Annotated in this window: 17 protein-coding genes; 11 read left to right on the forward strand and 6 right to left on the reverse strand. The window is 60.9% G+C overall.

What is annotated here, in order from left to right; translation table 11 throughout:
* The first annotated feature begins 165 nt into the window (after positions 1–165).
* Genes AS136_RS17795 through AS136_RS17815 form a run of 5 tightly spaced genes read left to right on the forward strand, consistent with a single transcriptional unit; the run spans position 166 to position 5,194 of the window.
* On the forward strand, positions 166–1,410 hold the full coding sequence (locus AS136_RS17795) for an extracellular solute-binding protein (protein WP_023322874.1): 1,245 nt from the start codon (positions 166–168) through the stop codon (positions 1,408–1,410).
* Positions 1,411–1,419: 9 nt separating this feature from the next.
* Positions 1,420–2,328 carry a carbohydrate ABC transporter permease gene (locus AS136_RS17800; protein WP_023322875.1) on the forward strand — a complete coding sequence of 303 codons (909 nt, stop codon included), beginning with the start codon at positions 1,420–1,422 and terminating at the stop codon, positions 2,326–2,328.
* Entirely contained in the window at positions 2,318–3,157 is an 840-nt protein-coding gene (locus AS136_RS17805) for a carbohydrate ABC transporter permease (protein WP_032738925.1), read from the forward strand. The genes AS136_RS17800 and AS136_RS17805 overlap by 11 nt, the downstream gene beginning before the upstream one ends.
* Before the next feature lie 2 nt (positions 3,158–3,159).
* Entirely contained in the window at positions 3,160–4,122 is a 963-nt protein-coding gene (locus AS136_RS17810; protein WP_012541288.1) for a carbohydrate kinase family protein, read from the forward strand.
* A complete protein-coding gene (locus tag AS136_RS17815) occupies positions 4,109–5,194 on the forward strand; it encodes an ABC transporter ATP-binding protein (protein WP_008804321.1) in 1,086 nt (361 codons plus the stop codon). The genes AS136_RS17810 and AS136_RS17815 overlap by 14 nt, the downstream gene beginning before the upstream one ends.
* Positions 5,195–5,255: 61 nt before the next feature.
* Here AS136_RS17815 and AS136_RS17820 read toward each other — a convergent pair whose 3' ends face one another.
* The 5 genes from AS136_RS17820 to AS136_RS17840 all read right to left on the reverse strand — a co-directional run bounded on the left by AS136_RS17820 (position 5,256) and on the right by AS136_RS17840 (position 10,290).
* Positions 5,256–6,002: a proteasome-type protease gene (locus AS136_RS17820; RefSeq protein ID WP_008804320.1), complete on the reverse strand. Its 747-nt coding sequence runs from the start codon at positions 6,000–6,002 to the stop codon at positions 5,256–5,258.
* Between the two features lie 16 nt (positions 6,003–6,018).
* The gene (locus AS136_RS17825) at positions 6,019–6,834 is read right to left on the reverse strand and encodes a transglutaminase family protein (RefSeq protein WP_008804319.1); all 816 of its coding nucleotides are present in this window, start codon (positions 6,832–6,834) and stop codon (positions 6,019–6,021) included.
* Positions 6,831–7,760 carry an alpha-E domain-containing protein gene (locus AS136_RS17830; RefSeq protein WP_002910835.1) on the reverse strand — a complete coding sequence of 310 codons (930 nt, stop codon included), beginning with the start codon at positions 7,758–7,760 and terminating at the stop codon, positions 6,831–6,833. The genes AS136_RS17825 and AS136_RS17830 overlap by 4 nt, the downstream gene beginning before the upstream one ends.
* On the reverse strand, positions 7,754–9,193 hold the full coding sequence (locus AS136_RS17835) for a circularly permuted type 2 ATP-grasp protein (protein ID WP_004180417.1): 1,440 nt from the start codon (positions 9,191–9,193) through the stop codon (positions 7,754–7,756). The genes AS136_RS17830 and AS136_RS17835 overlap by 7 nt, the downstream gene beginning before the upstream one ends.
* A 182-nt stretch (positions 9,194–9,375) precedes the next feature.
* Complete coding sequence (locus AS136_RS17840) at positions 9,376–10,290, reverse strand: alpha/beta hydrolase (protein ID WP_023322876.1); 915 nt, start codon at positions 10,288–10,290, stop codon at positions 9,376–9,378.
* A 197-nt stretch (positions 10,291–10,487) separates the two neighbouring features.
* On the opposite strand from AS136_RS17840, the gene AS136_RS17845 reads away from it, so the two are divergent.
* The 4 genes from AS136_RS17845 (at position 10,488) to AS136_RS17860 (ending at position 16,470) form a co-directional block, all read left to right on the forward strand.
* Positions 10,488–12,221, forward strand: coding sequence for an alpha,alpha-trehalase (locus AS136_RS17845; RefSeq protein ID WP_008804317.1), 1,734 nt, complete (start codon positions 10,488–10,490; stop codon positions 12,219–12,221).
* 260 nt (positions 12,222–12,481) lie between these two features.
* Positions 12,482–14,602: a TonB-dependent siderophore receptor gene (locus tag AS136_RS17850; RefSeq protein WP_023322877.1), complete on the forward strand. Its 2,121-nt coding sequence runs from the start codon at positions 12,482–12,484 to the stop codon at positions 14,600–14,602.
* 179 nt (positions 14,603–14,781) lie between these two features.
* Positions 14,782–15,633, forward strand: coding sequence for a DUF2207 domain-containing protein (locus AS136_RS17855; protein WP_023322878.1), 852 nt, complete (start codon positions 14,782–14,784; stop codon positions 15,631–15,633).
* Positions 15,634–15,645: 12 nt separating this feature from the next.
* A complete protein-coding gene (locus tag AS136_RS17860; protein ID WP_023297865.1) occupies positions 15,646–16,470 on the forward strand; it encodes a TIGR04222 domain-containing membrane protein in 825 nt (274 codons plus the stop codon).
* A 48-nt stretch (positions 16,471–16,518) separates the two neighbouring features.
* Here the strand turns inward: AS136_RS17860 and emtA are convergent, their stop codons facing one another.
* Entirely contained in the window at positions 16,519–17,130 is a 612-nt protein-coding gene (emtA, locus tag AS136_RS17865; RefSeq protein ID WP_008804313.1) for a membrane-bound lytic murein transglycosylase EmtA, read from the reverse strand.
* Between the two features lie 175 nt (positions 17,131–17,305).
* On the opposite strand from emtA, the gene ldcA reads away from it, so the two are divergent.
* Both ldcA and AS136_RS17875 read left to right on the forward strand, forming a co-directional pair.
* Positions 17,306–18,220, forward strand: coding sequence for a muramoyltetrapeptide carboxypeptidase (ldcA, locus tag AS136_RS17870; RefSeq protein ID WP_023322879.1), 915 nt, complete (start codon positions 17,306–17,308; stop codon positions 18,218–18,220).
* 92 nt (positions 18,221–18,312) lie between these two features.
* A complete protein-coding gene (locus AS136_RS17875; RefSeq protein WP_008804311.1) occupies positions 18,313–20,046 on the forward strand; it encodes a potassium/proton antiporter in 1,734 nt (577 codons plus the stop codon).
* Position 20,047: the final 1 nt, after the last annotated feature.

Below are 20,047 nucleotides of genomic sequence, written 5' to 3' on the forward strand. Positions count from 1 at the left end.
CTGACAACGACCCGCGCAGGCGGGTCTTCGCGATGGCATACCCTTTGCTACGCTTAGTGCTGGGGCCCCTCGGGAGATGTCGCCGATATTGTCGCCCTGATTAAATCAATCAAATTGATTTAATAAATCATAACCCCTTTCAGTACAGCACAGCGGAGAGCAAAGATGAAATACCACAGCGCACTACGGGTCAACGCCTGTCTGCTGGCGATGCTCGTTATCAGCGGGAGCGTCAGCGCAGCGACCCAGATTAATGCCCTGTTCATGACCCAGGCGGCCTATAGCGAAAACGACATTCGCGCGATGACCAGTGACTTCGAAAAGCAACACCCTGACGTGAAGGTCAATCTCGAATTCGTCCCCTATGAAGCGCTGCACGACAAGATCGTCGCCGCCCGCGGCGCAGGGGGTAACGGCTACGACGTGGTGCTGTTCGACGCGATCTGGCCGGCGGAGTTTAGCCGCTTCGATCTGCTGCAGGATGTCTCCTCACGGATTGCCGCCGACGAGCGCGAGAAGATTTTCCCCGGGGCGATGAATACCGTGGTGTATCAAGGCAAAACCCTCGGCATGCCGTGGATCCTCGACACCAAATATCTGTATTACAACAAAGCCATGCTGGACAAAGCGGGGATCAAAACGCCGCCTGCCAGCTGGCAGCAGGTAATGGACGACGCCAAAGTGCTTAAGGACAAAGGGATTGTTAAATATCCTCTGGTCTGGAGCTGGTCGCAAGCGGAAGCGCTGGTCTGCGATTACACCACCCTCGTCTCCGGCTTCGGCGGGAGCTTCTACCAGAACGGTAAGCTCGATTTTTCGACGCCCGCCTCGCTGAAAGCGGTCACGCTGATGAAAACCTCGCTCGATCAGGGGCTGAGCAACCCGGCATCACGTGAATATCTTGAGGAGGATGTGCGTAAGGCTTTCTCCAATGGCGACGCCGCCTTTGCGCTCAACTGGACCTATATGTACAACATGGCCAACGATCCGAAACAGAGTAAAGTCGCAGGTGATGTTGGCATTGTCCCCGCCCCAGGCGATACCCTGGATAAACCCGGCGCCGTCAACGGTTCTATGGGGCTGGGCATCGCCAAAGCCAGTCAGCATCCGGAAGAGGCCTGGCAGTATATTCACTATCTGACCTCCCAGCCGGTACAGGACAAGTATGCCAAACTGAGCTTGCCGGTGTGGAAAGCCTCGTACCAGGATCCTGCCGTTGCCAAAGGCCAGGAGAGCCTGATCGCCGCCGCCGACAAGTCGTTGAACGTGATGCTCTCTCGTCCCGAAACGGCAGATTACTCGCGCCTGTCAAACACCCTGCAACAGCAGCTTCAGTCGGTACTGCAGGGTAAAGCCACGCCCGACGTCGCCCTCAAGGCGGTCGACACCAGCGCGGCCCGTCTGCGTTAAGGAGGCATGATGCTGAGTCTGCAACGACGCGAGCATCGTCAGGCATGGGTGCTGTTAGCGCCCATGCTTATCGCGATGTTTATCCTCACCGCATGGCCGCTGGCGCGCACACTGTGGCTGAGTTTTACCGATACCGCGCTGGCGGGAAGCGGCGAGGTGACCCACTACGTCTGGCTGGATAATTATCTTTATGCCCTGACCGACCCGGACTTTCGCGCGGCCTTCGCGCGAACGCTCTATTTCACCGTGGTCTCGGTGGCGATTGAGGGGGCGATCGGCGTACTGGTGGCACTGTTGTTGAATCAGCGTTTTGTCGGGCGAAATGTCCTGCGGGTGCTGGTGATCCTGCCGTGGGCGTTGCCGACTATCGTCAACGCCATGATGTGGCGGCTTAACTTTAATCCCGACTACGGCAGCGTTAATGCTCTGCTCAGCCAGCTGGGGCTGATTGACAGCTATCGCAGCTGGCTGGGCTCGCCGGATTCTGCGCTGCACACGGTGATGCTGGCGGATATCTGGAAAAACTACCCGCTGGTCACCCTGCTGGTGCTGGCCGCCCTGCAGTCTGTTCCCGACGATCTGTACGAGGCGGCGCGGCTCGACGGCGCCTCGGCCTGGCGGCGTTTTCGCGCCATTACCTTTCCGGCCATTGTGGGTCCCCTTGGCGTCGCGCTGGTGCTACGCACCATCGATGCCTTCAAAGTGTTCGACATTATCTATGTTATGACCCGCGGCGGCCCGCTCGACAGTACCAAAACGTTGAGCTTTTTTGTCTATCAGGAGTCCTTCAGCTACCTGCGCGCCGGCAGCGGCGCGGCCTACGCCATGCTGATGAGCCTGATGTGCGCCGTGCTGATAGCCCTGTATCTGTTTTTGCTGCTGCGTCAGCGGCGCCGGAGTGTTGATGATGAAGCGTAAAGGGTACATCGTACTGCGTTACCTGGCGGCGCTGGCGGTGGCGATCTCGATCCTCGCCCCGATGCTGTGGCTGTTTTTGATGAGCGTCAGCACCACCGCGGACCTCACCCGCGTCCCGCTGGAGTGGCTCCCGCGGCAGTGGGACTTCAGCCGCTATGGCCATCTGCTGTCGCTGGCCCCTGGCGAACCCGGGGCGCTGTTTCTTCCCGCGCTGGGCAACAGCCTGCTGGTGGCCGCCGGGGCGACGCTGGTGTCGTTGTTGCTGGCGATCCCCGCCGCCTTCAGCTTTTCGCGTTATCCCGGCCGCGACGGCTGGCTGTACGCCGGCCTCGGCATCTATATGGTGCCGCCCGTGGCCTTTGTGCTGCCGCTCTATTTTATTCTTGAACACTTTGGCCTGCTCAACACCCGCAGCGGGCTGGTGCTGGTCTACTGCTCGCTGATCGTGCCGTTTCTGACGTGGATGGTCAAAAACCAGTTCGATACCCTGCCGCAGGATATCGAACAGGCGGCCCGGCTTGACGGTCTGCGCATCTGGCAGGTCCTGCTGCGCATCACTCTACCGCTGGCGAAACCGATGCTTGGCGCCGCCGCGCTGTTCGGCTGGCTGCTGGCGTGGGACGAGTTTTTCTATGCGCTACTGTTCACCAGCAACCTCGCCGCCCAAACGCTGCCGGTGACCATCGCCGGCTTCACCGCCGGCCGCGCCACCGATGACGGGCTGGTGGCGGCGGTCGGCATACTGGCCTCAGTCCCTCCGCTGTTGATTGCTATCTGGCTGCAAAAAACGCTGGTCAGCGGCCTCACTAACGGGGGAAGTAAAGGATAACTATGGATAACACCAGGACACCTGTGCTCTATATCGTGGGCAATTACAATATTGACTTAGTGATGGGAACCCTGACCCACTGGCCTGCTCAGGGGACTGAGATGATGCTCGAGCACAGCGCGCTGCGGCCCGGCGGCTCTGCCGGCAACTGCGCGCTGGCCGCCGCCGCCATGCAGCTTCCGCACTGCGCGGTCGGCTGCCAGGGCGACGACGCGTTTACTCCGTGGCTGGCGGCACAGTTTCCCGGCGGCAGCGCACGCTGGCCGCAGTATCCCTGTGAAACTTCGCTGACGGTGGCGATCACCCATCCCAACAAAGAGCGCTCCTTCCTCAGCAACCACGGACATATTACCCGCCTGACCGCCGGGGATGTGTTGAGCCAGCTGCCGGCCGCCGCTGGCGAGGGCGATATCGTGTTGCTCTGCGGTACCTTTCTCTGTACCGGGCTGCTATCCGACTATCCGCAGCTGCTCGCCACGCTCCGCCAGCGCGGTTTTACCCTTGCCGTCGATACCGGCTGGCCGCCTCAGGGCTGGAGCGACCCGCTGCGTCATGAGGTCGACCGCTGGCTGGGCGACTGCGACTGGCTGTTGCTCAACGACGTTGAAACCCTGCAGCTGGCCGGCCACCCGACCCTCGCCGAAGCCGCCGCAGCCCTGGCGGCACGGCTCAGCGGCCGCGGCGGGTGCGTGGTAAAGCGCGGCGCCGACGGCGCGGACTGCTGGACGACCGACGGCCATCACCATGCGCCGACCCGGCCAGTCACCGTGATCGATACCATCGGCGCTGGCGACAGCTTTAACGCAGGATTCCTTGCCGCGCTGCTGAGCGGTAAACCTGCGGCAGCCGCGCTGCGCTGGGGAAATACCGTCGCCGCGCAGGCGATCGGCACCTCCCCGCGCCGCTATCCCGACTGGCATACCCTGCAACATCACCTTGAGGAGGCCACCGATGGCCAGTGTTGAACTGATCGATGTCGCCAAGCGCTACGGCAAACAGACGGTGCTCCAGCCGCTGGACCTCACCATCCCCGATGGCAGCTTTACCGTACTGGTGGGCCCTTCCGGCTGCGGCAAGTCGACCCTGCTGCGCCTGCTGGCCGGTCTCGAAACGCTTTCCGGCGGCACCATTCTGATGAACAAGCGGCCGGTCAACGATCTGGATCCGGCCGACCGCGATGTGGCGATGGTCTTTCAGAGCTACGCGCTCTACCCCCACCTGACGGTGGCGGAAAATCTCGCCTTTCATATGCAGGTCAAAAAGGTGGATAAGCAGTTACAGAAAAGCAAAGTGCAGCAGGTCGCCAGCCTGCTGGGGATTGATAAACTGCTGGCTCGCTATCCGCGAGCGCTCTCCGGCGGCCAGCGCCAGCGGGTGGCGATGGGCCGGGCCATGGTCAGAAACCCCCAGGTTTTCCTGTTCGATGAGCCGCTGTCGAACCTTGACGCCCAGCTGCGGATGGAGCTGCGCGCGGAGATCAAATCCCTTCACCAGCGCATCAATACCACCATGATCTATGTCACCCATGACCAGGTGGAGGCGATGACCCTGGCCGATCAGATTGTGGTGATGCGCGACGGGCAGATCGTCCAGCAGGGGGCGCCGCTGGCCATTTACGACCAGCCCTGCAATACCTTCGTCGCCCGCTTTATCGGCTCCCCGCCGATGAATCTCCTGCCCGGTCAGCGCGCCGTGCGCGACGGCCAGCCCGGGGTCGCCTGCGGCGCGCTGTGGTTTCCGCTGGCCGAACGCTGGCATCAGGCCGTGGCGCAGCAGGGCGATGCCCCGCTGATTGTCGGTCTGCGCCCGCAGGATATTCTGCCGGATGCGCATGGCGCGCCGGCAACGGTAAACATCATGGAGGTGACGGGGGAATCCACCCTGCTGCATCTCGACTGGCAGGGTTTTCCGGTGCATGTGCAGGTTGCCGGCAGGGTGGCGGTCGCGGCGCAGCAGACGCTGGGGCTGACTCTCCGCCGCGAAAACCTGCATCTGTTTGATGCCGCCAGCGGCGAGCGGCTGGCGGAGACGCGCTAAGGGCGAAGGGAGCCGGTCATCATCCGTGTGGCCGGGCTCCGGGCGAGCTCGAGTTCCAGGGCTACTCCTCTTCCCGCTCCGCTGGGGTCCAGGTCGGCAGCGTCTGGAAGGTGTGCAACAGCCCTTCGGACCACGCCTTGCGGATGCGGTTGAAGTAAGGATCGCTGTCGGTGATGCGATGCTGCCCGGCACTGCTCAGGCTGCCGCTGCGGTAGAGCAGCGTATCCAGCGGCAGGCCGACGGACAGATTACTGCGCAGCGTCGAGTCAATGGAGATCAACGCGCAGCACATCGCCTGCTCCAGCGGCGTATCGATGGTCAGCACCCGATCGATGATCGGCTTGCCGTACTTGCTTTCGCCGATCTGGAAATAAGGTGTGTCGCGGGTGGCTTCAATAAAGTTGCCCTCCGGATAAATATGGAACAGACGATGGGTTTCGCCGGCGATCTGGCCGCCAAGCAGCAGGTTGCAGTTGAAGTTGGTGTTACTGCAGTTCTGCTGGTTGCTGCTGTCGCGCTGGATCACCTCCAGCAGCGTTTTACCGATCAGCATCGCGGCGTCGTAGAGGGAGGTGACCTGCATCAGATTCGGCTCCTGCTGGGTACGGATGCGCGCGCTGAGCAGGCTTATCACGCTCTGGGTGGTGGCCAGGTTGCCAGCGGATTGCAGCACCAGTACCCGTTCCCCCTCCTGATGGAAAACGTGCAGCTTTTTAAAAGTGGCAATATGGTCGACGCCCGCGTTGGTGCGGGAGTCGGAAGCAAACACCAGTCCATCCGCCAGGCACATGGCCACACAGTAGGTCATTGCGGTTTTTCCCGTATTATTGCTGCTGCGCCTGCTGGCTGTGTTCGCGCACTTCAGCGTTGGTTAACATAATCTCCCCGCCGCCGCCCAGCCGGGTGCCCCGTACCGGGCAGGCGTCGAGATAATCCAGCCCGGTCGCCAGCCGCAAATGCTGATTCAGGCGACGGGTATTATTGGTGATATCAAACGACAGCCAGCGGCCGTCGAGCCAGACTTCAGCCCAGGCGTGCATCGCCACATGCTGAGCGTTATCGCTGTAAACATAGCCGCTGACGTAGCGCGCCGGGATCTCCAGTGCGCGGCAGCAGGCCAGAAAAACATGGGTATGATCCTGGCACACTCCCTTCGCGCGGGCGAAGGCGTCGGCGGCGGAGTCCTGCACCTGGGTCGCGCCGGGGGAGTATGGCATTCTTAACAGCAGATCCGCCATCAGTTGATTCAGACTTTCTTCCGCCGCATCGGGACGATAGAGGCGCTGGGCAAACTCACGGATCGCCGTATCGGCGCGGGTTAGCGGCGTACAGCGCAGAAAAACCAGCGGCGACAGCAGCTCGGCCTCTTCATCACGCGTCTCCTCCCCTTCATCGGCGATATCGACAATCCCGCTGGCGCGGATAGTGATCTCCTTGTGCGGGTTATCCAGCGTCAGCACATGCAGCACATTGCCCCAGCCGTCGGTAGTGGTCACCGCCGCCCCGTCCGGCAGGGTCAGCGTCCAGGCGGTGATGGTCTGCCGGCCGGTACTGCGCGGCGTCAGGCGCAGATACTGGGTGGAAAACTTCACTTCTTCATCGTAGCCATAGCGGGTGAGATGATCGATGACCAGTTTCATAAGGCCTCCAGATAGGTTTGTCTGATGCTGTCGGACAGCGCGTTAATTCTCGCCAGCAGGCCGTTAAGGGTTGTCTGCAGGTCCGCCTGCGCCAGGTCGTCGCGGGTGCTGAAGCGCAGGTCAACGTTGAGCTGATGGGCCAGGCGCAGCGGTTGATAGGAGCGATCGTTGGCGATCTTCTCCAGCTCGCCGACCAGATCGGCAATGCTGGCGCGCAGCGAACGCGGAATATCGTTACGCAGGATCAGCAGCTCCATCACCGTTTCGCGACTGACTGGCTGGCGATAGAGGCTGTTGTAGGCTTCGCGGGCGCTGACCGCATTGAGCAAGGTATCCAGTCGATAGTATTCCCGCACCGGATCCGGGTCGTTGGTCAGTTGTTGATCCTTAATCAGCAGCAGCTGGGTGGTGGCGAAGGCGCGCTCTATCAGCGTGCCGATACCGATAAAGCTCAGCGCGTCGTTGCGCAGCAGCGTGCCAATCACCGCCCCGCGAAACAGATGCACCCGCTCTTTCACCCACTCGAAAAAGCCGTCGCTGCCGAGTTCGCCCAGCCCCTGCTGGCGCAGGGTTCGCAGCTCGATTCGGGTGGCGTTGATGCTCTCCCACACCTCGGCCGACAGACTGCCGCGCACCGCGTGCGCATTGTTCCACGCCATCTCCACGCAGCTGTAAATACTGCAGGGGTTGTTGCCATCGAGGGCAAAAAAGTTGAGCAGGTTGCTCATGGTAAAGCGGGCATGGCGCGCCTGAAACAGCTCGTGGGTCATCGACAAATTCAGCGGCAGCGCCAGATCCCGCGACTGCTGGCTGTGCCGGGGGATCATCGATAATTTCCAGGTCACGTCCAGTACCCGGGCGTAGCTTTCCGCCCGCTCGAGATAGCGGGCCATCCAGAACAATTCACTCGCCGTACGACTTAGCATGATGCGTCATCCTCCATCACCCAGGTATCCTTGGTTCCGCCGCCCTGCGACGAATTGACCACCAGCGACCCTTCGGTCAGCGCCACGCGGGTCAGGCCGCCGGGCACCAGCCGCATCTCCTGCCCGGACAGCACGTAGGGCCGTAAATCGATATGTCGCGGCGACAGACCTTCATCAACGAAGGTGGGGCAGGTCGACAGCGCGAGGGTGTCCTGGGCGATATAGTTGGCCGGATTGGCCAGCAGGCGCTGGCGGAAGGCCTCTCGCTCCTCTTTAGTCGAACGCGGGCCAACCAGCATGCCGTAACCCCCGGCGCCATGGACCTCCTTGACCACCATCAGCTCAAGGTTACTCAGCACATAGCGCAGGTCCTCTGCTTTCCGGCACTGCCAGGTGGGGATATTGCTGAGGATCGGCTGTTCGCCGAGGTAAAAGCGGATCATCTCCGGAACGTACGGGTAGATTGATTTGTCGTCGGCGACGCCGGTGCCGATAGCGTTGGCCAGCACCACGCCGCCGGCGCGATAGACTGACAGCAGCCCCGGTACGCCGAGCATGGAATCGGCGCGGAAGGCCAGCGGGTCGAGCCAGGCGTCGTCGATGCGGCGATAAATCACATCCACTCGCCGCGGCCCCTCGGTGGTCCGCATATACACCGCGCCGTTCTTAATGAACAGGTCGGCGCTCTCCACCAGCTCGACCCCCATCTGCTGCGCCAGGAAGCTGTGCTCAAAGTAGGCGCTGTTGAAGCGCCCCGGGGTCATCACCACGACGCAAGGGTCATCCACCAGCGAGCTTTCGCGCAGGGTCTGCAGGAGGTAGCTCGGGTAACGCTCCACTGGCGCAATGTGATGCTGCTCGAACATCTCCGGATAGAGGCGCATCATCATCTTACGGTTTTCGAGCATGTAGGAGACGCCGGACGGCGTACGCAGGTTATCCTCCAGCACGTAGTATTGACCGTCGTTATTGCGCACCATATCGACGCCGGTGATATGGGCATAGGTGTTGTTTGGCAGGTTGATGCCCTGCATGCATGGCTGATACTGCTCGTTGGCCAGCACCTGCTCGGCCGGGATCAGCCCCGCGCGCAGAATATTCTGCTCATGATAGATGTCATAGAGGAAGGCGTTGAGCGCTTTCACCCGCTGGCGAATGCCGCGGTCAATGCGCTGCCACTCCCCGGCGGGTATGATCCGCGGCACGCTATCAAACGGGATCAGCCGCTCGGTTCCCTCATCCTCGCCGTACACGTTAAAGGTGATGCCGATACGGTGAAAAAGCAGTTCCGCTTGCGCTTTTTTCTGCCGGATAGAGAATTGATCGGTGTTGCGAAACCATTGCCACCAGGCATTATAGTGCGGCCGCTGTTCACCCTGCGCGGTCAGCATCTCGTCATAATAATGCCCGTCAGGTAGCGTAATTTTAATCATGGCTATCCCCTCCGGTTGTACTCACTTTGTGGTAATCCCGGTAAGAGATAAGCATTAATTATGCCAGGTCATCTACCGCCGCGGCGTTGTGCAAATCTGTTCTGACCCGCCGTCTGATTGTGCAAAAAATCGCCAGAACAGCCGCCCGCGCCCGGCTGCGGTTGCACCGTCGTGAGGCAGCGCTACGATTTTTGCGCCATCGTGGACGCCAGCGCCTTCAGCCAGGCGGCATAGGCCGTGGGCCAGGCGGTCGTCGGCGTTCCCGGGCGCCCCATACCAAAGCCATGGCCACCGCGGGTATAGCGGAAAAGCTGCACAGGAACCTGATGCTGGCGGCAGGCGTTAGCCATCAACAGCGTATTGTGCGGATCGGAAATCGGATCGTCCTGCGCCTGTACCAGAAAACAGGGCGGTGTGGCCGTTGTCACCCAGGTTTGTACCGACCAGGCGCGGTCGGCCGCCTCGCTCGCCTGCGGCCCCACCAGCAGACGATGGGTCGCCGTATGGCTCCAGGGCGGCAGGAGCGTGATCACCGGATAGATCAGCGCGGCGCCGTCGGCGGTGGCGGGCTGGTGGTCCAGCGCATCCTCCGGCGGGTAGCTGGTAAACGCCGGCCGACAGGCGGCCATCCCCAGCAGATGTCCCCCCGCCGAAAAACCGAGCACGCTGACCTGCGATTCCCGGGCGCGGATCAGCCGCAGGGCCCGCTGCGCATCCTGCAGCGGCGCCAGCGCACCGGCCTGCCAGCCCTCCCCCGGCAAGCGGTAGCTCAGGACATAGGCGGTATAGCCGTGCGCCGTCAGCCAGTGCGCCGCAGGCCAGGCCTCACTGCCCATCTCGATCCGCTGGTATCCGCCGCCGGCCGCCACCAGCACTCCGTGGCCAGTGGCCCGGGCGGGTTGCCAGACCGTCAGCACAGGACGAGGGATATGGCTCAGCGCGCCGCGGGCGGATAACCGAGCCTCGCCCCCCGGCCCGCCTCCCCCCGGCGGTTGATCCGGCCACAGCGGCAGCGTCAGCGCCGGAGCAGTGGCCGCCGCGCCCAGCACCGCAGACAGCGCAGCGGCGCTAAACAGCAGAAATTGACGTCGATTCATGACTGGCTCCCGGGCGCGTTGGCTTGCCTGTAAACCAAACCGCTTTGCCGGTGGTTATATCAGAAAACCTGGCAGGTAAATCCTCTGTTTTCGCGCAAAATGTTACCCCTGACACGCGCAGCGGCAGATATTCGTCTAAGGTTTCTGGATGGCCAAACGTCGTGGCCCGCAGTCGATAATGATAAGGAGAACTCCCCATGACGAGTACTGATGCACATCGTCCCGCTGCTTTGCCCTGTACCCTGCGCCTGGCGATCGGCGGCGCCCTGCTCGCCCTGATGAGCCTGAATGTCCAGGCGGAAGACGGCAAAACCGCGCCGCCCCCCTCGCCGGATATTCTGCTGGGCCCGTTGTTCAATGATGTCCAGAGCGCGAAGCTCTTTGCCGATCAAAAAACCTTCGCCGACGCGATCCCTAACAGCGATCCGCTGATGATCCTTGCCGATTACCGGATGCAGAAAAACCAGGCCAGCTTTGACCTGCGCCACTTCGTCGAGCTGAACTTCACGCTGCCGAAAGAAAATGACACCTATGTGCCGCCTAAAGGGCAAACCCTGCGTCAACATATCGATGGCCTGTGGCCGGTCCTGACCCGCAGCACCGTCGAGGTGGAAAAATGGGACTCGCTGCTGCCGCTGCCTAAGCCCTACGTGGTCCCCGGAGGACGCTTTCGCGAAGTCTATTACTGGGACAGCTATTTCACCATGCTGGGTCTTGCCGAAAGCGGTCACTGGGATAAAGTCGAAGATATGGTCGCCAACTTCGCCGCGGAAATTGACACCTGGGGCCATATCCCCAACGGCAACCGCACCTATTACCTCAGCCGTTCGCAGCCCCCCTTCTTCTCCTTTATGGTGAGCCTGCTGGCGACGCACGATGGCGACCAGGTACTGAAAACCTACCAGCCGCAGCTGGAGAAGGAGTATCGCTACTGGATGGCCGGAGCGGACGCGCTGGCCCCCGGCAGCGCTGACAAACGGGCGGTGCGGATGGCGGACGGCGCGCTGCTCAACCGCTACTGGGACGATAACGACACCCCGCGCCCCGAGTCCTGGCTTGACGACGTCAAAACCGCCAAAAGCAACCCGAATCGTCCGGCAACCGAGATCTATCGCGACCTGCGCTCCGCCGCCGCCTCCGGCTGGGATTTCAGCTCCCGCTGGATGGATAATCCGCAGCAGCTCGCCACCATTCGCACCACCTCGATTGTCCCGGTCGATCTCAATGCCCTGATGTTCCATCTGGAGAAAACCCTCGCCCGCGCCAGCAAGGCATCCGGGGACAGCGCCGGCGCTACGCAGTACGATGCGCTGGCTAATGCCCGCCAGCAGGCCATCGAGAAATATCTGTGGAATGATAAAGAGGGATGGTACGCCGATTACGATCTGAAAACCCACAAGGTGCGCAATCAGCTGACCGCGGCGGCGCTGTTCCCGCTGTACGTCAATGCGGCGTCACGCGAGCGGGCGACGAAAGTGGCCGCCGCCGCTGAGTCGCGGCTGCTCAAACCCGGTGGGCTGACCACCACCACCGTCAACAGCGGTCAGCAGTGGGACGCCCCGAACGGCTGGGCGCCGCTGCAGTGGGTGGCGGTCGAGGGCCTGCAAAACTACGGCCAACAAAAGATCGCCATGGAGGTCAGCTGGCGCTTCCTGAGCAACGTTCAGCATACCTATGACAGCAAGCAAAAGCTGGTGGAGAAGTATGACGTAAGCTCGACCGGGACCGGCGGCGGCGGTGGCGAATATCCGCTACAGGATGGCTTTGGCTGGACCAACGGTGTCACCCTGAAGATGCTGGATCTGATCTGCCCGCAAGAGAAACCCTGCGATGCCCTGCCCGCCACGCGCCCGGCGGCGGCCCCTTCCGCGCAGAGCAAGCCAGCCGCCAACGACCCCGCACCGGCGGCAGCGCAAAAAACCGGCGCCTGACGCTTTTCCGGCCCGTCCCTCCCCCTACCAAAATCAGTAGGGGGAGTTATCTCCCTGCTGACAACGTCCCCGTGCAGCCCCGCTCTGCGGCCCGCGGGAAGCATGTCACTCCCCCCATCGCCCTGAACCGGTCACCTTTCGCTTGATCACATAAATACAAACAATAATAATTCGCATTACTTTTTAACGAACAATGACAGATTCGTTTTTCCCGCGGCGGCGTACAGGAGTACCAGACCGCGTTGGTTCAGGATGATCTTATGAACGTGGCTATTTTCCGAAAACGCCCGAGGCTGCTGTACGCCCTCGTGGTCGCCCTTCCCCTCACCGCGCAAGCTGAAGAGACCGTGGTGGTCACTGCCAGCCCGCCGGCGTCCGCCAGCGCGCCGACTGAAGGCTACAGCGCCAGCACTTCGCTCGGGGCGACGAAAACCGACCAGCCGTTAATCACCACCGCCCAGTCGGTATCGGTGGTCACCCGCCAGCAGATGGCGGACCAGGGGGCGAATACCATCAGCCAGGCGCTGGAATATACCCCGGGGGTCTACTCCAGCTTCGGCGGCGGCGCGACCCGGTTCGACGCTATCTCCCTGCGCGGCTACCACGGCGGCGACGTCGATAACCTGTTCCTCGACGGTATGCGCCTGATGAGCGACGGCGGCAGTCATAACGTTGTGCAAATCGACCCGTGGTTTATCGAACGCGTCGATGTGATCCGCGGCCCCTCCTCCGCGCTCTACGGGCAGAGCGTGCCGGGCGGCGTGGTCAACCTGACCTCCAAACGCCCGCAGTTTAGCCAGCAGGGCCACGTCCGCCTGACCGGCGGTACGCAAAATACCAAAGGCGCGGCCTTCGATTACACCGACGCCATCAACGAGCAGTGGGCATGGCGGCTGATCGGGATGACCCGCAGCAGCGACACGCAGTATGACCATACCCGCGAAGAGCGCTACGCGATTTCGCCTTCCCTGCTATGGCAGCCGGACAGCGACACCTCGCTGCTGCTGCGCGCCTATCTGCAAAAAGATCCTTCCGGCGGCTACCACGGCTCTTTGCCGCTGGACGGCACCCGCTACGCGCATAATGGTCGTAAGCTCTCCCCCAGCACCAACGAGGGCGATCCGGGAGATGGCTATCAGCGCCGCCAGCAGATCTACAGCTATGAGTTTGACCACCAGTTCACCGACGTCTGGTCGGTCTATTCCGCCGGGAGCTACACCCACACCAACGTCTCCCTCGATCAGGTCTACCAGGTCGGCTGGATAGATGACAGCGACATGCTGACCCGCGGCTACAGCGGTTCGCGCGGTTCGCTGGACGGCTGGTCGACCGATAACCGCCTGCGCGCCGATTTCAATACTGGCGACCTGGCGCATACCCTGATCCTCGGCGCCGAATATCATCGCTTCCGCAACGATCTGTGGACCGGCGCCGGCGGTGCGGCGCCGCTAAACCCGTTTACCGGCTATACCGCGCAGACCGGGCATACAGTTACCTACAGCGACGACAATAATCGCCGCTACTACCAGACCGGGCTGTATCTGCAGGATGAGATGGTCTGGAACCGCTGGCATGTGGATGTTTCCGCACGCTACGACCGCATCGTTTCCCAGCAGGTCAGCGATACCTTCGGCACCTCAAACCGCCGTTCAGACGACCATATCAGCGGCCGCGCCTCGCTGTTGTACGCCCTGGATAATGGCCTTTCGCCTTATCTGAGCTACAGCCAGGCGATCACCCCGGCGATGCTGCCGGGCGCGGACGGCAAACCGCTGAAACCGACCACCGCCGAGCAGGTCGAAGCCGGTCTGAAGTTCCAGCCGCCGGGCAGCCGCGACCTCTATAGCATTGCAATTTACGACCTGACGCAAAAGGATGTCGCCACCCGCGACCCGAACATCGCCACCGCCACCTATATTCCGGCGGGTAAGGTCCATTCCCAGGGCGTTGAGCTGGAAGCACACCACCAGATCACCCCGCAGCTGAGTACTATCGCCTCGTATACCTGGAATCGTCTGCGCTTCCAGGACACCAGGGACGGTACCGATAACAACACGCCGCAGCTGACCCCGGATCAGATGGCCTCCTTCTGGGCGCGCTATCAGTTCCCGGCGGGGATCTCGGTGGGCGCTGGCGTCCGCTACATCGGCAAACAGTGGGCGGATGATGCCAACACCGCGCGGCTGCCGTCGGTCACGCTGATGGATGCCATGATGCGGGCCGACCTCGGTGTCTGGTCGCCAACGCTGAAAGGCGCTTATGTGCAGGTTAACGCCAACAATATCGGCGACCGCGAGTATATTTCCGGCTGCTACGGCACCGGCAACTGCTACTGGGGAGCAGAGCGCAGCGTCATGGCCACCGTGGGCTACGACTTTTAACTGACCGCAGCAATATAAGCCTCCGGCCATGACGGCGGAGGCTTTCATGAAGACTTTTGTCTCGCTTTTATTGCTGAAATTAACTTAAAAATGCCACCCCATTATTTCACTTGCCCCCCGTGGATGAGAAAGCTTACTATGCTGGCGCAAACCGGTTATAGCGCTCACAAGGAATAAAAGTGAACCCCGTCATTAGCTATATCGCCAATTTACACCCGTTATCATTTATGGGTTATTATGTATTATCCACCACAGTGATATATATTCTGCTGAATATGATTATTGTGAAGACCCGCCCCGCTAAAAATACCACCGCCGTTCCGGCGCCCTATTCTATCTCCCCCTCTTTTTTAGCCTGGCTACGTCATCGCGCCACCCGCGTCATTCAGCTGGCCATGTTCCGGCTGTTAAGAAAAAACTATGTCACCCTCATCCATTCTGCTGAAGATATTCAGCTCTGCGCCAATCAGCAGTATGCCGAATGCAAAATGACCTGCGTGGAAAAAATACTGTTTGACCATTTCGCTACGCCAAAATCCTGTCACCAGGATCTCCCGCTTTCTCTGCACGTCGCTGAACAAAACCACTGGGCTACCGATCCCCACAGCAGTGGACTACGGCTAAGCCCAACGCACCAAACGTGGAACATGATAGTGATTGCCGCCCCCTCCCTGCTGTTAATCGCTGTGCTCGTCTGGAAAACACTATTTGATCATCAGGCGATAATTCACTCCAGCGTATTGAGCTGGCTGGTGATGTTTATGGTTTCCGGACTGTGGTGGCTGTGGCTATTATGCATCACCTTAAATGCCACCCGGCTCGACCGGGAGGGGATCGCTATTAATATTCTTCACCACTATATTGATACCCTGAAAGAGACGCTTATTGCTGACGCAGATACCCTGACCGATGAAAACGCCGATTATTGCGTGGCGATTGGTACAACCACCCTGCTTCCCGAAAGATTTGCTGAATATGTAAAAATCATCAACCTTATTCAGTATCCCTTTTGTCTGCAGCGCCTGGATTAACGAGGGGACAGTATGTGGAATTTTATGATGCATCTGCATCCACTGCTGTTTCTTGGCGGATTTATGTTTATCGTCCCGGGTATCTATATTGCTATCGGTACGACGATCGTCGTGACACGGCCAGCGGCTCAGCCCCAGCCGCACGCGACGGAGGTCAGTCCATGGCTGCTGGCCTGGCTGACCGGAGAAGGGACCCGGGTGATCCAGCTGGCGATGTTCAGCTTACTCAGTAAAAAGTATCTGTGGATCCCGGAGGCCGGGCAGGTTTTGGCCAACGGACGCTATGCAAACCAGGAAATGAACGTCATTGAAAGAATACTGTTTGACCATTTTGAGGTGCGAAAGCCGTGTCATGAAGATCTGCCCTGCAGCCTGAGTATTGCCGGACGTAACCTCTGGCAGGAACAGATAGCGAGCGCGGGCTTAGCCTTAAGTCCGCTGCGCCGCGGGTGTAATATGCTGGCCATCAGCATCCCTTCGCTCGCCCTCGGCATTATCGTTTTCAGTAAGACCTTTATCTGGCTCGACTTCACCGCGTACAGCATCTTTAGTTGCCTGCTCATGCCCACGGGTTGCGTTTTGTGGGGCGGGTTATGGATAGAAGCCATTAGCAAAACCATTCGTCTCGATATCTGCGGCATCTCACATCATGACGCCCATGCCTGCATCGATGCGTTACGAGAAGCGTTAGCGCTGAAAGGCGATCAGGAAGATGACGCGACAGCCATGCTCTGCGTGGCGGTGAACGGCCCAGGATCCCTTCCCGAGCGCTACCGGGACTATAAAACGCTCATTGCGCCGATGAGCGCTATCTCCTCGCTGCGTACCGAGGATTAGGCGAGTGAGAAGCACTCACCCCGCCAGGTCAGCGGGGTGAGCGTAGGCCTACATGGCGTCCAGCGCTTTCTGCAGTTTCCAGATATAGCGCGGCGCCTGCGGTGCCGGGTGTTTTTTCACCACATGCTCGAAGAACTCATCGGCGTCGAGATCGTTAATCTCATCGATGGCGTCCTGGCGATCCGACGAGAAGGTGCGCAGCAGGGCGCCGGCACCGTTGGCATAGGAGACCACCACCGCGTAGCGCATCACCTGCGGGTCTTTGATCCCCGCCAGCGGACCGTTCTCCAGAATGCTCAGATAGGCGGCCCCCATCGAGATATTACGTTCCGGGTTTTTCAGCTCACTGACCGACGGCTCGCCGCGCCAGCCCATCCGCCGGTAGACATCGCGTCCGGAGGTCGACGGCTTGAGCTGCATCAGCCCGACGGCGCCGGATTTACTCACCACCGCTGGATTACCGCCCGACTCGATGGCGATGATCGCCGTGATCAGCTGCGGGTCCACGCCCCAGGCGGCGCCGGCTTTTTCACTGATCGGCATCCACTGCATCGCCCGCTTCACCGGGACCTCGGGGTTCCACGGCGGGTTAGTGTAATCATGTTTCGAACTACAACCGGCCAGAAAAACGACTAAAATAAGCAACCATCTCAATTTCACACATCTATCCTTATCTACCCAAACGCCATCATGCTGCAGAACGACGGCAGCGGTACGTCCCCCGCCGGCCGACAACCTGAAGGATGACGGGTGCGGACTGAAGTTAGCCACCTGGAGATGACAATCGCCATTCCAGGCGGCATCATAACCCTTTCATTCATAGCAAGGAATTATCATGTCTCAGTTTTATCTGGTCGCGCCATCGGGTTATTGCATCAACCAGCAGGCGGCAGCCCGCGGCGTCGAGCGTCTGCAGCAGGCCGGACATGAGGTGGCCCACCAGCAGGTCATTCCCCGCCGGCAGCAGCGTTTCGCCGGGACTGAACAGGAACGCCTGGCCGATATTAACCAGCTGGCCCAGCTGCCCGGGCGCAACCGTATCGTCCTCGCGGTGCGCGGCGGCTACGGCGCCAGTCGCCTGCTGCCGCATATCGACTGGCAGGGACTGATTGCCCGCCAGCAGCGCGACCCGCTGCTGATTTGCGGCCACAGCGATTTCACTGCTATCCAGTCGGGCCTGCTGGCTACGGGCAACGTCATCACCTTCAGCGGGCCAATGCTCGCGGGCAACTTCGGCGCGGAGACCCTCGATCCGTATACCGAGCACCATTTCTGGCAGGCGCTACGCCAGGCGGAATTTACCCTCGAATGGCCGGGCGAAGGGCCGAACTGCCAGGTGGAAGGCACCCTGTGGGGAGGAAATCTGGCGATGCTGACCTCGCTTATCGGCACGCCGTGGCTACCGGCGATCCGCGACGGCATCCTGGTGGTGGAGGATATCAACGAGCACCCGTTCCGCGTCGAGCGCATGCTGCTTCAGCTGTTGCACAGCGGCGTGCTGGCGGCGCAGAAAGCAGTGATCTTCGGCAGCTTCACCGGCAGCGCGCCAAACGACTATGACGCGGGGTACGATTTGCCGCAGGTCTTTGATTACCTGCGCCAGCAGCTCTCCCTGCCGTTGATTAGCGGACTGGAGTTTGGCCACGAGCAGCGCACGGTGACCCTGCCGCTGGGCGCCCGCGCGCGACTGGTGAATCAGGCAGCTACCACCACTCTGACGATCAGCGGCCACCCGGTGCTGACAGAATAAATTTCCCGGACGCATAGGCGGATCCCCTGCGAATTGTTAAAATAGTGTCACTTTTAGCCATTTTTTCACGCCAGTCAGGGAGTACGTGAACATTGGACGCCGCTGCGGTCATTAGTCTGTTTATTCTGGGTTCTGTTTTAGTAACCTGCAGTATCTTATTGAGCTCCTTTTCTTCGCGCCTTGGCATCCCGATTCTGGTCATCTTTCTGGCCATCGGGATGCTGGCAGGCATTGACGGCATCGGTGGCATCCCCTTCGACAACTACCCCTTCGCCTATATGGTGAGTAACTTGGCGCTGGCGGTGATCCTGCTGGACGGCGGGATGCGCACCCAGGCCAGCTCCTTTCGCGTCGCACTATGGCCCGCGCTATCGCTGGCGACGGTCGGGGTACTGATCACCTCGGCGCTGACCGGGATGATGGCTGCCTGGCTGTTCAAGCTGGATATGATCGAAGGCCTGCTGATCGGCGCCATTGTCGGCTCCACCGACGCTGCGGCGGTTTTCTCGCTGCTCGGCGGCAAGGGGCTCAACGAGCGCGTCGGCTCAACGCTGGAGATTGAGTCAGGCAGTAACGACCCGATGGCCGTCTTCCTGACCATCACCCTGATCGAAATGATCCAGCAGCACCAGACCGGCCTCAGCTGGATGTTCGCCGTGCATATCATCCAGCAGTTTGGTCTCGGGATCGCCATCGGCCTCGGCGGAGGCTACCTGCTGCTGCAGATGATCAACCGTATCGTGCTGCCCGCCGGGCTCTATCCACTGCTGGCGCTGAGCGGCGGGATCATGATTTTTGCCGTCACCACCACCCTCGACGGCAGCGGTATCCTTGCCGTCTATCTCTGCGGCTTTCTGCTGGGCAACCGGCCGATCCGCAACCGACACGGTATCCTGCAGAACTTCGACGGCCTGGCGTGGCTGGCGCAGATCGCCATGTTCCTGGTGCTGGGCCTGCTGGTGACGCCATCCGACCTGCTGCCGATCGCCATCCCGGCGCTGCTGCTGTCGATGTGGATGATTTTCATTGCCCGCCCGCTGTCGGTGTTTGCCGGCCTGCTGCCGTTTCGCGGCTTTAACCTGCGCGAACGGGTGTTTATCAGCTGGGTTGGCCTGCGCGGCGCGGTGCCCATTATTCTCGCGGTATTCCCGATGATGGCCGGGCTGGACAACGCCCGTCTGTTCTTCAATGTCGCCTTCTTCGTGGTGCTGGTGTCGCTGCTGCTGCAGGGCACCTCGCTATCGTGGGCGGCGAAGAAAGCCAAAGTGGTGGTGCCGCCCATCAGCTGGCCCATCTCCCGCGTCGGGCTGGATATTCACCCGGAAAACCCGTGGGAGCAGTTTGTCTATCAGCTGGGCGCCGATAAGTGGTGCATCGGCGCGGCGCTGCGCGATCTGCATATGCCGCCGGAGACGCGGATTGCGGCGCTGTTTCGCAACAATGCCCTGCTGCACCCCACCGGCAGCACCCGCCTGCGGGAAGGCGATATCCTGTGCGTCATTGGTCGGGAGCACGACCTGCCGGCGCTGGGCAAAATGTTCAGCCAGTCGCCGCCGGTGGCGCTCGATCAGCGCTTTTTCGGCGACTTTATTCTTGATGCCGAGGCCCGCTTCGCCGATGTGGCGCAAATCTACGGCCTCGACGGCGGAGAGGAGTTCCGCGAGCATCAGCAGTCGCTCGGGGAAGTGGTGCAGCAGCTGCTGGGCGCGGCGCCGGTGGTGGGGGACCAGGTGGAGTTCGCCGGGATGGTGTGGACGGTGGCGGAAAAAGAGAACGATCACGTGCTGAAGGTTGGGGTGCGGGTCGCGGAAGACGAGGCGGAGTGAT

Origin of the sequence: Klebsiella sp. D5A (genome assembly GCF_001620885.1) — a bacterium.
GTDB lineage: Bacteria > Pseudomonadota > Gammaproteobacteria > Enterobacterales > Enterobacteriaceae > Klebsiella > Klebsiella variicola.

What these genes read in the sequence shown, in the direction of transcription:
- AS136_RS17795 (WP_023322874.1), top strand. Translation starts at nt 166, where the DNA reads ATGAAATACCACAGCGCACTACGGGTCAACGCCTGTCTGCTGGCGATG.
- AS136_RS17800 (WP_023322875.1), top strand. Translation starts at nt 1,420, where the DNA reads ATGCTGAGTCTGCAACGACGCGAGCATCGTCAGGCATGGGTGCTGTTA.
- AS136_RS17805 (WP_032738925.1), top strand. Translation starts at nt 2,318, where the DNA reads ATGAAGCGTAAAGGGTACATCGTACTGCGTTACCTGGCGGCGCTGGCG.
- AS136_RS17810 (WP_012541288.1), top strand. Translation starts at nt 3,160, where the DNA reads ATGGATAACACCAGGACACCTGTGCTCTATATCGTGGGCAATTACAAT.
- AS136_RS17815 (WP_008804321.1), top strand. Translation starts at nt 4,109, where the DNA reads ATGGCCAGTGTTGAACTGATCGATGTCGCCAAGCGCTACGGCAAACAG.
- AS136_RS17820 (WP_008804320.1), bottom strand. Translation starts at nt 6,002, where the DNA reads ATGACCTACTGTGTGGCCATGTGCCTGGCGGATGGACTGGTGTTTGCT.
- AS136_RS17825 (WP_008804319.1), bottom strand. Translation starts at nt 6,834, where the DNA reads ATGAAACTGGTCATCGATCATCTCACCCGCTATGGCTACGATGAAGAA.
- AS136_RS17830 (WP_002910835.1), bottom strand. Translation starts at nt 7,760, where the DNA reads ATGCTAAGTCGTACGGCGAGTGAATTGTTCTGGATGGCCCGCTATCTC.
- AS136_RS17835 (WP_004180417.1), bottom strand. Translation starts at nt 9,193, where the DNA reads ATGATTAAAATTACGCTACCTGACGGGCATTATTATGACGAGATGCTG.
- AS136_RS17840 (WP_023322876.1), bottom strand. Translation starts at nt 10,290, where the DNA reads ATGAATCGACGTCAATTTCTGCTGTTTAGCGCCGCTGCGCTGTCTGCG.
- AS136_RS17845 (WP_008804317.1), top strand. Translation starts at nt 10,488, where the DNA reads ATGACGAGTACTGATGCACATCGTCCCGCTGCTTTGCCCTGTACCCTG.
- AS136_RS17850 (WP_023322877.1), top strand. Translation starts at nt 12,482, where the DNA reads ATGAACGTGGCTATTTTCCGAAAACGCCCGAGGCTGCTGTACGCCCTC.
- AS136_RS17860 (WP_023297865.1), top strand. Translation starts at nt 15,646, where the DNA reads ATGTGGAATTTTATGATGCATCTGCATCCACTGCTGTTTCTTGGCGGA.
- ldcA (WP_023322879.1), top strand. Translation starts at nt 17,306, where the DNA reads ATGTCTCAGTTTTATCTGGTCGCGCCATCGGGTTATTGCATCAACCAG.